At 66.6% G+C, this 13,263-nt stretch carries 13 protein-coding genes; 7 read left to right on the forward strand and 6 right to left on the reverse strand.

The genetic code is table 11. From position 1 onward, the window contains the following. Positions 1–66: 66 nt before the first annotated feature. Both BLQ43_RS05465 and BLQ43_RS05470 read right to left on the reverse strand, forming a co-directional pair. Positions 67–558: an A24 family peptidase gene (locus BLQ43_RS05465; RefSeq protein ID WP_090019097.1), complete on the reverse strand. Its 492-nt coding sequence runs from the start codon at positions 556–558 to the stop codon at positions 67–69. Positions 559–641: 83 nt separating this feature from the next. After that, positions 642–914 carry a Flp family type IVb pilin gene (locus tag BLQ43_RS05470; RefSeq protein WP_437123469.1) on the reverse strand — a complete coding sequence of 91 codons (273 nt, stop codon included), beginning with the start codon at positions 912–914 and terminating at the stop codon, positions 642–644. 552 nt (positions 915–1,466) lie between these two features. On the opposite strand from BLQ43_RS05470, the gene rho reads away from it, so the two are divergent. Beyond that, a complete protein-coding gene (gene rho / locus BLQ43_RS05475; RefSeq protein WP_090019099.1) occupies positions 1,467–2,717 on the forward strand; it encodes a transcription termination factor Rho in 1,251 nt (416 codons plus the stop codon). A gap of 94 nt (positions 2,718–2,811) precedes the next feature. Here the strand turns inward: rho and BLQ43_RS05480 are convergent, their stop codons facing one another. Beyond that, positions 2,812–3,507, reverse strand: coding sequence for a LuxR C-terminal-related transcriptional regulator (locus tag BLQ43_RS05480; RefSeq protein WP_090019100.1), 696 nt, complete (start codon positions 3,505–3,507; stop codon positions 2,812–2,814). A 565-nt stretch (positions 3,508–4,072) separates the two neighbouring features. Between BLQ43_RS05480 and proV the strand changes: the two genes are divergently transcribed. From proV to BLQ43_RS05500, 4 genes are all read left to right on the forward strand, one after another. After that, positions 4,073–5,263, forward strand: a complete 1,191-nt coding sequence (proV, locus tag BLQ43_RS05485; RefSeq protein ID WP_090019101.1) for a glycine betaine/L-proline ABC transporter ATP-binding protein ProV — start codon at positions 4,073–4,075, stop codon at positions 5,261–5,263. A 3-nt stretch (positions 5,264–5,266) separates the two neighbouring features. Next, positions 5,267–6,208: an ABC transporter permease gene (locus BLQ43_RS05490; RefSeq protein WP_090019102.1), complete on the forward strand. Its 942-nt coding sequence runs from the start codon at positions 5,267–5,269 to the stop codon at positions 6,206–6,208. Between the two features lie 109 nt (positions 6,209–6,317). After that, the gene (locus BLQ43_RS05495; RefSeq protein ID WP_090019103.1) at positions 6,318–7,190 is read left to right on the forward strand and encodes a glycine betaine ABC transporter substrate-binding protein; all 873 of its coding nucleotides are present in this window, start codon (positions 6,318–6,320) and stop codon (positions 7,188–7,190) included. Positions 7,191–7,383: 193 nt separating this feature from the next. Next, positions 7,384–7,860 carry a hypothetical protein gene (locus BLQ43_RS05500; protein WP_143006166.1) on the forward strand — a complete coding sequence of 159 codons (477 nt, stop codon included), beginning with the start codon at positions 7,384–7,386 and terminating at the stop codon, positions 7,858–7,860. Between the two features lie 8 nt (positions 7,861–7,868). Here BLQ43_RS05500 and BLQ43_RS14825 read toward each other — a convergent pair whose 3' ends face one another. Then, the gene (locus BLQ43_RS14825) at positions 7,869–9,794 is read right to left on the reverse strand and encodes a LysM peptidoglycan-binding domain-containing protein (protein WP_090019105.1); all 1,926 of its coding nucleotides are present in this window, start codon (positions 9,792–9,794) and stop codon (positions 7,869–7,871) included. Between the two features lie 103 nt (positions 9,795–9,897). On the opposite strand from BLQ43_RS14825, the gene BLQ43_RS05510 reads away from it, so the two are divergent. Both BLQ43_RS05510 and BLQ43_RS05515 read left to right on the forward strand, forming a co-directional pair. Then, positions 9,898–10,497 (forward strand): LOG family protein, encoded by a 600-nt coding sequence (locus BLQ43_RS05510; RefSeq protein WP_090019106.1) that lies wholly within the window; start codon positions 9,898–9,900, stop codon positions 10,495–10,497. Between the two features lie 160 nt (positions 10,498–10,657). Next, a complete protein-coding gene (locus tag BLQ43_RS05515; RefSeq protein ID WP_090019107.1) occupies positions 10,658–11,893 on the forward strand; it encodes an NADP-dependent isocitrate dehydrogenase in 1,236 nt (411 codons plus the stop codon). Between the two features lie 88 nt (positions 11,894–11,981). Here BLQ43_RS05515 and BLQ43_RS05520 read toward each other — a convergent pair whose 3' ends face one another. Further along, positions 11,982–12,179 carry a hypothetical protein gene (locus BLQ43_RS05520; RefSeq protein WP_143006167.1) on the reverse strand — a complete coding sequence of 66 codons (198 nt, stop codon included), beginning with the start codon at positions 12,177–12,179 and terminating at the stop codon, positions 11,982–11,984. Between the two features lie 261 nt (positions 12,180–12,440). Beyond that, on the reverse strand, positions 12,441–13,263 hold an 823-nt coding region (locus BLQ43_RS05525; protein ID WP_245659460.1), incomplete at its 5' end, for a DHHA1 domain-containing protein.

The raw sequence follows: 13,263 nt of genomic DNA on the forward strand, positions 1-13,263 counted from the left end.
CGACCGGATCACGGAGCCATCCGGGCGCCGGCTTGAACGGGTGTCGGCGGCGGGTCGGGCCGCCGCTTACGCCGCGCCGATCAGGGTCGCCGCGATCCAGAGACCGCCGCACGCGATGGCGACCCCATAGGGCAGCGTCGCTTGTTTCGGCACGCGGCTGCCGATCGCCAGGGCCGGAACGACGGCCACGGCGCGGCTGTAAACAAGCACGGCGAGCGCCAGGACACCGCCCGCGAGCGCCGTGATGAGCAAAAGCTCGGCGACGTGCGCCGCCCCGGCCCAGAGCGCCAGCACGCTCAGCAACTTGACGTCGCCGCCGCCGAGCCAGCCGGCGGCGAAAACCACGGCCCCGACGGCGAACACCGCGAGGGCGGCAGCCAGCCCGCCCCAGATCGGCTGGGGCGCGGCCGGTGTGGCGAAGATCGCCGGGTAGATGGCAATCAGCAGGAGGCACACCGCGTTGGGCACCCGCCGGGCCGTCGCATCGTGGACGGCCGCGACGCCGACCAGCGCCGCCACCGCGCAGGCGAGGCCGATGGCAAGCGGGTGTACGGGCATGACGGCATCCTCCCCACTGGCCGCGCCGGGTTACCGGCCCGCGACCGGCCTGGTGCCGGCCGCGGGACCCGGATCAACCAGCATCAGCCGCCGCTGCTGCTGCCAGTGCTCAGGTTGCTCTCGACCGTGCCGAAGATGTCGCTGATGCCCGTGCCCAGCGTCTCCATAGCGCCAACGGCGGCCACCGCGACCAGCGCCGCGATCAGACCATACTCGATGGCGGTGACGCCGCTCTCGTCACGCAGGAGATTCTTGATCGTGGTAAACATGGCGTTCCCTCCTTGGGTGGCCGATGTGTGTTCGATCCGCGCTGTGGTGACGCTTTCGCGTCTCTGCGTCGTCACCTCCAGACTCATCATCCAAACCTTAACAGCACGTTAATACTTGAATATTTTTTCCGGACACGACATCGAGGGAATTTTATCGGGACTGTTATAAAAAATTCTACGGAATTTCCTTTTCGCCGAATACCGCATCAAACACTTGGCGGATGGCTCCAAAAATCGCGTCGAATTTGGACGACCTCCGGCGCTCGCATGGGCAGCCCCGGTCACACCGCGTTGAAGGCGGTGCACACAGCACCAAACCGCAATTCCGCCACGTGGATGCGCGCAACCACCGGATACGTGGATGCCCGGCACAAGGCCGGGCATGACGGTATGGGACGGGCGCGGACGTTGGCGTCACACGCCGTTGAGCGCTGCACCTTTTGCCACAACCGTCACGCCCCCTTCCCCTTCCGGGCGAGCGCGCACGACAAACTCGGGCTTGCCACGTCGCGGCCGCGGCGGCACAACTTGACGCTGCGGCGCAGCTAGCCCACCTAGATGTTAGCCTTTCCCCGCGCCGACGGTCGGTTCCGTCGTGCGCCCCTCCCCGCCATCGTCGAACGCAGCGTTTCAAGCGACATGAATCTGCAAGACCTGAAGGCGAAATCGCCTGCCGACCTTCTCGCCTATGCCGAGGAGCTGGACATCGAGAACGCGAGCACCCTGCGCAAGCAGGAAATGATGTTCGCCATTCTCGAACGCCTCGCCCAGCAGGATATCTCGATCTACGGCTCGGGCGTGCTGGAAATCATGCAGGACGGCTTCGGCTTCCTGCGCTCACCGGAATCCAACTACCTGCCGGGGCCCGACGACATCTACGTCAGCCCCTCGCAGATCCGACGCTTCGGCCTGCGCACGGGCGACACCGTCGAAGGCGAGATCCGCTCCCCGAACAAGGGCGAGCGCTACTTCGCGCTGCTCAAGGTCAACCGCGTCAACTTCGACACGCCCGACCTGCTGCGCCACCGCATCAACTTCGACAACCTCACGCCCTTGTACCCCCAGGACAAGATCAACCTGGAGGTGCCCGGGGACAAGGACATGACCAACCGGGTCATCGACCTGGTGGCGCCGCTCGGCAAGGGGCAGCGCGCGCTCATCGTCTCCCCGCCACGCGCGGGTAAGACGATGATCCTCCAGAACATCGCGCGCGCGGTGGAGACCAACCACCCCGAGTGCTACCTGATCGTGCTGCTGATCGACGAGCGCCCCGAGGAAGTCACCGACATGGCGCGCTCGGTGCACGGCGAGGTGGTGTCCTCCACCTTCGACGAGCCGGCGCAGCGCCACGTCCAGGTGACGGAGATGGTGCTGCAAAAGGCGCGCCGGCTGGTGGAGGCCAAGAAGGACGTCGTCATCCTGCTGGACTCCATCACCCGTCTGGGCCGCGCCTACAACACCGTCGTGCCGTCGTCGGGCAAGGTGCTGACCGGCGGCGTGGACGCCAACGCCCTGCAGCGGCCCAAGCGCTTCTTCGGCGCCGCCCGCAACATCGAAGAGGGGGGCTCGATGACCATCGTCGGCACGGCGCTCGTCGACACGGGCTCGCGCATGGACGAAGTCATCTTCGAGGAGTTCAAGGGCACCGGCAACTGCGAGATCGTTCTGGACCGCAAGCTGGCCGACAAGCGCACCTACCCGGCCATCAACGTCGGCCCCTCGGGCACCCGGCGCGAGGAGCTGCTGCTGGACGAGGAACGGCTCAACAAGACGATCGTGCTGCGCCGCATCCTGCATCCGATGGGCTCCATGGACGCCATGGAGTTCCTCTTGGACAAGCTGCGCCGCACCAAGACCAACGCCGACTTCTTCGAGACGATGAACCAGTAACCGGCCGGCTCGACGCGCCGGTTGACGAAAAAGGGCCCGGCGGATTCACCCGCCGGGCCTTTGTTTGTCCGGAAGCCGTTTGATGGTCGCGCTGTTACGGGCGCGGCAGGTCCGACGATTGGCCGGTGACGGTCGCCGGCGGCTGGTTGATGCCGTTGTGCAGCGCCCAGATCGCCGCCTGCGTGCGGTTCTGCACGTTGATCTTGCGCAGGATGCTCTTGAGGTGAACCTTCACCGTGGCCTCGGTTACCCGCAGGTTGTTGGCGATCGCCTTGTTCGAGTGTCCGTTGACGAGGCACGCGAGGATCTCGCGCTCGCGCTCGGACAGGCGCGAATAGCCCGAACGGTCGTTGATCGCGGCCGAGAAGGGGTGCTGGTTGTCCATCACCATCGTGAGCAGTTCCGGCGGGAACACCCGCTCGCCCAGGCGGATCACGTCGAAGCATTCCAGCAACGCGGGACTGGTGATGTCCTTGAGCAGACACCCGTCCACGCCGGCACGGAAGCACTCGAGCAATTCCGCCGCCTTATCGCGCCCGGCCAGCACCACGATACGCGCGTCGCCCGCGTGCTGACGCACCGCGTCGACGCTGGCGGAGACGTCGCCGTTGAGGACGTCCACGTCCACGACCACGAGTTCTGGCCGATCGCTGGTTTCGGCCAGCGCGTTGGTGAGGCCGCTCAGGTTGTCCGCCTCGCCGGCCAACTCGAACTTGCTGCCGTCGAGGATGCGCCGGATCCCGTCACGCCACAGGCGGTTGGCATCCGCCACGAAAATCTTGCCTTCCATCACAACACCCCCAGCGTGTTTGATTCCGAGCGGGGTCCGGCCATCGACGGTCCACCCGGAGAGCCATCGAACGTGTCCCGTGACGCTTTCGGTCCGCCCACTTCCCCGCTCGTTGCGCCCGTTTTGATCTGAACCCGAAGGGTACCACGCCAGACCCCCGGCTTGCGAGTCACAAAAACGCCTGAAGACGTTTTTTCTCGAAAACAGGGCAATGACTTTCCGGCGCGTGGTTCACTGGCGCGGCGGGGCGCCGCCGCCGGCGCGCGGCTGCCATTGGCGCGACCCAAGCTCTACCGCCGATTCGCAAGGGGCTTGCGAGCTCGCGCGAGTGGCGTGGGCCGCCGGCAGTGTGCCGTGTACATGCCCGCGCCAGTACGCTACTGTTTTAAGCGGATCGCCTTGACAACTCCATGCTCCGGCGCCCAAAGGGAGTGCGGTTGTCCGTTCGGTCGACGGAGAGATGCAACGTATTACGTCCTCAAAACTGTCAGCCGGACAGGTTACGCGAGCAGACGCAATCTCGGAAGCCGACACAAAAAGGACAGGATAGGGGGCTCGTTCCTCGATGACGAATGACAAGGTCGTTTGTAGAGGCCTTTACAAAATTTTCGGCCCTCGCCCGGACCAAGCGTACGAGCTGGTCCAACAGGGGAAGTCGAAAAACGAAATCTTCAAGGAGACGGGGAACACCGTCGGTGTTCAGGACGCAAACTTCTCCGTGAAGGAAGGAGAGGTTTTCGTCGTGATGGGGTTGTCCGGCTCGGGCAAGTCCACCCTCGTCCGCATGCTCAACCGTCTGATCGACCCCACCTTCGGCAGCGTGGAGATCGACGGTGAAGACATCGCCCAGATGAGCAAGGACGACCTCATCCGGATACGCCGGAACAAGATGGCGATGGTCTTCCAGTCCTTCGCGCTGATGCCGCACCAGACCGTGATCGAAAACGCCTCGTTCGGCCTGGACGTCGCCGGTGTCGGCCGCGAAGAGCGCTTCGACAGGGCGCTGAAGGCGCTGGACGCCGTGGGGCTGAAGGCCAACGCCAACAGCTATCCCTCGGAGCTGTCCGGGGGCATGAAGCAGCGTGTCGGCCTCGCCCGCGCGCTGACCAACGATCCCACCGTGATGCTGATGGACGAGGCGTTCTCCGCCCTCGACCCGTTGATCCGCACGGAGATGCAGGACGAGTTGTTGCGCCTGCAGCACGAGAGCCGGCGCACGGTCGTCTTCATCACCCACGACCTCGACGAGGCCATGCGCATCGGCGACCGCATCGCGGTGATGGAGGACGGGCGCATCGTCCAGATCGGCACGCCCGAGGAGATCGTCACCCAGCCCGCCGACGACTACGTCAGCGCCTTCTTCAAGGGCGTGGACGTCACCCAGGTGTTCTCGGCCGGCGACATCTGCCGCAACGACAGCATCTACGTCAGCGAGAACGCCGACGAGGCCGCCGGCACGGTCCTGGAGACAGTTCGCACCAATGGCCAGGAAGCCGCGGTGGTCATCGACAAGCAGGGCTCGTTCCAGGGCCTGGCCACCCGCGACAGCCTGAACAAGGCGAGCAAGCAGTCGGGCACCATCAAGGACGCCTTCGTTCAGGACGCTTCCGCGATCGGGGCTGACGCAGCGCTCTCCGACGTGCTTCACCAGGTCGCCCAGTCCAGCCATCCGGTGGCGGTTGCCGACGGCAACGGCAAGTACCTGGGCGCTGTCACGAAGGCTTCGCTGCTGCAGACACTGGATAGGACGGGCTGAGCCATGGACCTCGGAATTCGAGAGTGGATCAAAATCGATGTCGGCGGCGCGATTGAATGGCTGGTGGAGCTGATCCAGCAGAACCTCGGGCCGCTGCTGGACGCCATCCGCGCGGTGATCGGGTTTTTCGCCGAAGGACTAGAATACATCTTCCTGAACATTCCGCCGGTGATCCTCGCGATCCTGATCCTCCTGCTGGCGCTTTGGCGCGTCGGCTGGCGCTTCGGCATCTTCGTTGCCGTCGCGGTCGTCCTGATCTGGGGCATGAATCTTTGGACAGAGACGATGTCCACGATGGCGCTGGTCATCGCCTCCAGCTTGGTGGCGCTGCTCATCGGCTTCCCGACGGGCATCGCGATGGCCAAGAGCAACACGGTCGAAGCCATCATCCGCCCGATTCTGGACTTCATGCAGACCATGCCGCCCTTCGTGTACCTCATCCCGGCCGTCATCTTCTTTGGCCTGGGTAAGGTGCCGGGCGCGATCGCAACCGTCATCTTCGCCATGCCCCCGGCCGTTCGCCTGACGAATCTGGGCATCCGCCAGGTCAGCGCGGAGCACGTCGAAGCCGGCCTGGCGTTCGGGTGCACCGACCGTCAGCTGCTCTACAAGGTTCAGCTGCCCTTGGCGCTACCCAACATCATGCAGGGCGTGAACCAGACCATCATGCTGGCCCTGTCGATGGTGGTTATCGCCGCCATGATCGGTGCCGGCGGCCTGGGACAGACGGTCGTCACGGGCATTCAGCGGATGAACACCGGCCTCGGTTTCGAAGGCGGCCTGGGCGTCGTCATCGTGGCCATTCTGCTTGACCGGTTGACGGAGAGCTTTGGCAAGGTCAGGCAGGGAGAAGGCCTGATCACCAAGGTCATGCGCCTTGCCCGCGGCGGTCAGCAGCGTGCCGCCGAGGAAGGCGAGACCGAGACGGGTCGCGCGGCTTCGTAAACGCAGCGGAAGTCGCGACGCGGGGGATCGGCGGGCTGGCCGCCGGTCCTGCCGCTTCCACAAGGGAGGCGGATAAAAAAGCCAAGAATGCGAACGAGGAGGACCCTCTATGCTTAACACCGGAAAGAAGACGTTCGTTGCGGCCGTGACCGCCTTTGCCATGGCGGCGTCGCCGGCCGCTGCGAAAGTGAAGATCGGCTGGACCGCGTGGTCCGACGCTGAGTTCGTGACCAAGCTCGCCAAGCAGATTCTCGAGAACCGCGTGGACGAGGAAGTCGAGCTGGTTCAGACCGGTATCGCGCCGCAGTACCAGGGTGTGGCCAGTGGCGACATCGACGTCATGTTGATGTCCTGGCTGCCCAGCACCCACTCCGACTACATGAGCGACGTCGGCAACAAGGTCGTGAACCTGGGCATTCTGTACGGGCATTCGCGGCTCGGCTGGATCGTGCCGGACTACGTCCCGAAGGACCAGCTGAATTCCATCGCCGATCTCAAGAGCGAGAAGATGGCGGACAAGCTGGACGGCACGATCACGGGCATCGATCCGGGTGCCGGTCTGACCCGGCTTTCCAAGAAGGCCATCGAGGAGTACGGCCTCAAGGATGTCGGCTTCAACCTGCAGACCTCCAGCGGTGCCGGTATGACGGCCGCCCTCAAGCGCGCTGTCGACAACGAGGAGTGGATCGTGGTCACCGGGTGGACGCCGCATTGGAAGTTCGGCCGCTGGGATCTTCGCTTCCTGAAGGACCCCAAGGGCAGCCTCGGCAGCTTCGAGCGCATCCACGCGATCGCGCGTGAGGGCTTCTATCAGGAGAACATCGACGCCGCGATGACCCTGGCCCGCATGAACCTGCCGCTTGAGGAGCTGCAGGCCGCGATGTTCGATGCCCAGGAAACCTCCTATGAGGAGGCCGTGGACAAGTACATCGAGAACCACCAGAAGCGCGTGGACTACTGGGTCACGGGCGAGATCGAGTAACTGCGTCGCCACGCGACCGAGACCGGACGCAACCTGGGCCCGGCCGCAGTGCCGGGCCCTTTTCATTTCGGCATGCGAACGCCATGATCCGTATGTCGTTCTGGGCGGCACCGCGCCCTTTACGTGGCGTTAATGGCCGGCGCGCCACGCTCTGAACGGGTCGCAACGGGATTCGAAGCGGATGGACACCACCGTGGCTGAGACCGACACCGAAGACACGCCCATCCTGCGCGTGATCGCCGAGACGGAACGCCCCGTCGAGGTCGGCGATTTGGTCATGGATCCGCAGGGGCTACTCCAGCATCGCTCCGACGCGAACCCCGTCACGCTGACCTTCAGCTACCACGGCTACAGCTTCGTGGCGAACGTGCCCGCGGAACCCGAAACGCCACTGGTTCTGCGCGCGACGCTCGGCGCCATCCCCTATTCCGCTGAGAGTGTGTACTGCCGCCGGCTTGCCCGCACGGTCCTGGCCCAGGCACGCCTGAACCGGGGCCGCATGGTGCGCGACAACCACTCCCAGGTTCATCTCGAAATGTGGATGGAGCCGCCGCGGCCGCGGACCCCGGCGAACGTGGTTTCCACAATCGTTGCACTGCTGCTGGACGCGCGGCCCTATCTGGATCTCCTGGGCCCGACGCTTCAGCGATCCTCGGCGCCGCTGACGTAACGCCGGGCTTACCCGTCCCGCTGCGGCAGCATGAAAACTTGGCCTGGATAGATCAGGTCCGGGTCCTCGATCTGGCCAGCATTGGCCTGATAGATCACATGGTACCGGTTGCCAACGCCGTAGGTGCGTTCGGCAATCGACCACAGATTGTTGCCTGGCTGAATCACGACAAAATCGGAATCGGCGCGCGCTCCCACCAGCGGCTGGCTGGAAAAGGGCGTGGTTACGCTCGCAACCACACTGCCGTTGCTGTCGCGCTGCTCGATGCGCACCCGATGCATGCCGGGTTCGAGCGTATCAGCGGGAATGATCCGCCAACGGCCGTCAGCGCCGACTCGCGCCCGGCCCATGGTACGCTCATCCACGATCAGCACCACGAGATCGCCCGGTGTGGCGCGACCGCGCACGTCGATGTGGCCGCTGACGGTGTAGCGGATGGTCCCGAGGCGCAGTGTACCGCCCTGATCCCCGATACCCCCGGCGCGTTGCTGAAGCAGCTCGACGCGGCCCTCGCCCTTCCGCGGAACCTGGATTGCCGTGAGCTTCTGCGCCGGACCGCCCTGCTCCGCGCCGCCATCGTCGCGCGCCTCGGGGACGGCGACCATGACGGCGTTCGGCGATACGCGCGTGTCGCCCCTCTCAGCCTCGGCGCGCAGCGTCAGCCGCCGCTTGCCCCCGTCCAAACCGGCCGGGGGGATGGCGACGAACTCACCGTTGCTATTGGCGCGCGTTCGAGCCACGGGTTCGTCCTTGTCCATCAAGGTAACGCGGCTGTGCGGTGGCGCGCGGCCGGCGACAACGGCATCGCCCTCGGGATCGACGCGAACGATGTCGAAGCTGGGCGCCTGACTGTCCTTGTCCGCGCCGTCGTTCGCCGTCGCGGCTGTCTTGCTCTCATCCCTGCGGGACGCCGATCGCGGTCGGGCTTCAACCCGGATCTCGGGCTTCTCGGGCGCCACTGCTGCAGTGTCCGCACCTGCGCGTGCCGACGCAGGACCGGTCGGCGTCGGCAGCCAATCCGGCGGGTTGACAGCCGGTGAGCTCCCGGCAGCCAGCCGGTCACGAGATCGCGCGTCCCTCGCCGGTATGGCCGGCGGGGCAACCGCAGCGGCCGGCGTCTCGCGGGCGCCGGTCTGCGTGCGCCCGATGGCCGGCTTCACAACCCGCGGCGCGTCGGCGGTGTCACCATCGCCGCGCGCCCCGGCTGTCGGCCGATCCGGCTTGCCCGCGACGGGCCGCGGGGCATCACCCCCCGCGTCGGCCGCCGTAGGGTCCGCGGTGGTGGCGGTGCCATCCGGCGCCACCGCATCCGTCGGCGCCACGGCCGCCTTGTCGTCGGCTGTGGCCGTGCTTTCATTGGCCGACACGGCCTTTTCGGTTCGGCCTGCGGAGATCGTGCCGTCACGGTCGGGCGCCCTCGCATCCAGCGCAATCGTGGGCTTGGCCGGCTTCGCGGGCTCGGCCGAGATTGCGCCGGGCTGAGCGTCACGGGCCGGCGCCGTGGCCGCCCGCTCTTCCGCTGGCGCGCCGGTTTCGCTGCCGAGTGCCGGTTCGTCGGGACGCTCGCCGGCCCCCGGGGCGTCCCGATCCCGCCCCGCCGCATTGAGCGCGATCGCCGGCGCCTGTGGTTTCACGGCCTGGGCCGTTTCGCGTGTCGCCCCGGTATCCGCGGCCGGAGCGTCCTGACGGTCGCTATCCGCAGTGTCTTGTGCCGCGGTGTCTTTCTCTTGCGAAGCGTCATCTTGCGGCGCAGCATCCGCGCCGGTGCTCTCCGAGCCGCGGTCGCCGGCCTCGGCCGTCGACGCCGGGGTGGAGCCGGTGGCCGTGTCACGGCTTTCGAAGAAGCCGAGGCGGTGAACCACACCGGCTGCGACCGCAAGGACAATCGCGCCGAGGATCCCGGTGATGACATACGGGCGGATGGTGTGGCGCATCGGCTGGGTCCATCCCGTTCTGGACAGGTCGTGACGGTGTCGCCATCACGTCGCACGAGTATAGCAACCGAGATGTGGTATATCAGTTAACGGGTGTCGAGGCATGACCCAAGGCGACGCGTCGTCATGCAGCAGTATCTGTGTGTATTGCGGCTCACAGGCCGGGCTGGCGGCTGACCACCTCGAAACCGCACGTGCCCTCGGCCGGGCTTGCGCCGCGAACGGCATTCGCGTCGTCTTCGGGGGCGGCAGCATCGGGCTCATGGGCGCGCTGGCCGAAGCCTCCCGCGCGGCCGGCGGCGCGGTGACCGGGATCATCCCCGACCACCTGCGTGCCCGCGAGCTGGCGGACGAGGCCGTCGACGACCTGGTGGTCGTGGACTCGATGCACGAGCGCAAGCGGCTCATGGCCGAACGCGCCGACGGCTTTTGCGTCTTGCCGGGCGGGATCGGCACCCTGGACGAGACGATCGAGATCCTGACGTGGAAGCAGCTCGGCCTTCACACCAAGCCGGTGGTGCTGTTGGACAACGGCCGCTTCTGGGACCCGCTGATGCAGCTCTTCGCGCACCAGCGCGCGGCCGGCTTTCTTGGCGAGACCGAACCGAACCTGTTCCAGCGCGCCGGCAGCGTCGACGAGGCCATGGGCATCTTGACGCACACACCGCGCGCCACCGCGGCAACCGGGCTCGACCGCGCCTGACCCGGCTTTTTGCCGTGGTATTATCCGGCCGGGCGCATTGCTATCGTGGCCGCGCGCCGCGAGCACGGCCAAACCAACCTCGACGCCGCGGCAGCGGGCGCTCACCGCGCGACGCCGCGCCGGCGGCAGACATCACACGGCGGCAGCAGGGGGATTGCTGATGGCGAAGATCAAGGTCGCCAACCCCATCGTCGACATCGATGGGGATGAGATGACCCGGGTGATGTGGTCCTGGATCAAGGATCGCTTCATTCACCCCTATCTGGATGTGAACCTGCAGTACTACGACCTGGGCATCGAGAACCGCGACGCCACGAACGACCGCGTGACGGCCGACTGCGCGCACGCGATCCGGCGCTATGGCGTGGGCGTGAAGTGCGCCACGATCACGCCGGACGAGGCGCGCGTGAAGGAATACGGCCTGAAGAAGATGTGGCGCTCGCCCAACGGCACGATCCGCAACGTGCTGGGCGGAACCGTCTTTCGTGAGCCCATCATCTGCGAGAACGTCCCGCGCTACGTGACCAACTGGACGAAGCCGTTCGTCATCGGCCGCCACGCCCACGGCGACCAGTACAAGGCCTGCGACATCCAGATCTCGCAGCCCGGGCGTCTGAAGATGCGCTTCGAGCCCGCCGACGGGAGCCATCCCCAGGAATACACCGTGCATGAGTTCACGGACACCGGCGTCGCCATGGGGATGTACAACCTGGACGAGTCCATCCGCGACTTCGCGCGCGCCTGTCTGAACTATGGGCTGCAGCGCGGCTGGCCGGTGTACTTCTCCACCAAGAACACCATTCTGCAGACCTACGACGGCCGGTTCCGGGAGATCTTCGAAGAGGTCTACGAGAACGAGTTCCGCAAGAGCTTCGAAAAGGCCGGCATCTTCTACGAGCACCGCCTGATCGACGACATGGTCGCCGCCGCGATGCGCTGGCACGGCGAATTCGTCTGGGCCTGCAAGAACTACGACGGCGACGTGCAGTCGGACGCCGTGGCCCAGGGCTTCGGCTCGCTGGGGCTGATGAGCTCGGTTCTCATGACGGCCAGCGGCAACATCGTCGAAACCGAGGCGGCGCACGGCACGGTGACGCGGCACTACCGCCAGCACCAGCAAGGCAAGGAAACCTCGACGAACCCGATCGCGTCGATCTTCGCCTGGACGCGCGGGCTGAAGTTCCGCGGCGAGATGGACGGCACGCCCGAGGTCGGCCGCTATGCCGAAGCGCTGGAGCGGGCCTGTGTCCGCACCGTCGAGAACGGCGAGATGACGAAGGATCTCGCCATGCTCGCCGGTGAGAACCAGGCTTGGCTGACGACGCGCGAGTTCCTCGACGCCGTCGAGCGCACCCTACAGCAGGAACTCAACGCGCCCGCCGAGAGTGGCTCCTGAGGCCGTCCCATCGCGCCCCGCGGTCGCGGGCCAGATGGGCCACGGCCGCGGGGCCACGCCGGCACAGCCGAACCGCCGGACCGGTCCGTCAGGCGTCGTGTTGCTGCGGAACCGGCACAACCCCTTCGCACAGACTTTCCAGCACATCCGCGGCCGTCCGGCACGCTTCGGCCTGCTGCGGGGCCACGGCGTTCAATTCAGCCGCCAATTCGCGCAAGCGGCCCACGTGCTCGGCGAATGTCTGTTGCTCGGGGGTTTGCAGAAACAACCCCTGGCTTTGTTCCATCGGCTCCCCGGCCACAGTCGGCATAGCCTGCGACAAAACGTAGCACACGCCGCCCGGAAAGCTTAACACCACGCCGTGTGAGGGTTTTGTCCGAACGTTGTGACAACCCGGCCGTGTCCGATTTCCCGCCTTGACGATCGAGACGCCGGTCCACCGGGCGCATCGCCGCCAAGCCGGCGCGGACGCGAAAAAGCCCGCGGCGCCGTAACGCCGCGGGCCGTCTTTGTGGTGAGGCTTTGCGGCGAGGTTCGGCGCTGCGGCTCAGGCCGCCACCGCCTCCGAGAGGGCGCTGGCGATGGCGGAAACCGCGTCCTCTCCAGCATCCGGGTTGGGGCCGCCGGCCTGGGCCATGTCGGGACGGCCGCCGCCGCCCTTGCCGCCCAGCGCCTGCGAGCCGACGCGAACCAGCTGCACCGCATCCACGGTGTTCGTCAGGTCGCTCGTCACCCCGACGACGAGGGAGGCCTTGCCCTCCCAGGACCCGGCGATGGCGACGACACCCGTACCGAGCTTCTTCTTCATCTCGTCGGCCATGGGCTTCAGATCCTTGGGCGGCACCTCGCCGACCACGCGGCTGGCGAAGGGAACGCCGCCGACGTCGCGCGTTTCGACGCCGCCGCCGCTGCCGGCCGTGGCCAGCTTCTTGCGCGTTTCCGCCAGATCGCGCTCCAGGCGCTTGCGCTCGTCCAGGAGCTGGTTGAGCCGCTCCACGAGGCCGTCCGGTGTCGCGCGCAGCGCCGCCGCCGCCTCGCGCACGGTGTTTTCCTGCTCGCGCACGTACTGCTCGGCCGGCTGGTGCGCCACCGCCTCGATGCGGCGCACCCCCGCGGCCAACCCCTCTTCGTGCGTGATCTTGAAGAATCCGATGTCGCCCGTGCGTTGAACGTGGGTGCCGCCGCACAGCTCCATCGACCACGGGGCGTTGGCGCCGGGGTCCTGCCCGCCCATGGAGACGACGCGGACCTCCTCGCCGTACTTCTCGCCGAACAGCGCGACGGCGCCCGCTTCGATGGCGTCGTCCTTGGGCATGACCTTGGCGGCGACGTCCGTGTTGGCGCGGATGCGCGCGTTCACCACGCCCTCG

Origin of the sequence: Limimonas halophila (genome assembly GCF_900100655.1) — a bacterium.
Taxonomy (GTDB): domain Bacteria; phylum Pseudomonadota; class Alphaproteobacteria; order Kiloniellales; family Rhodovibrionaceae; genus Limimonas; species Limimonas halophila.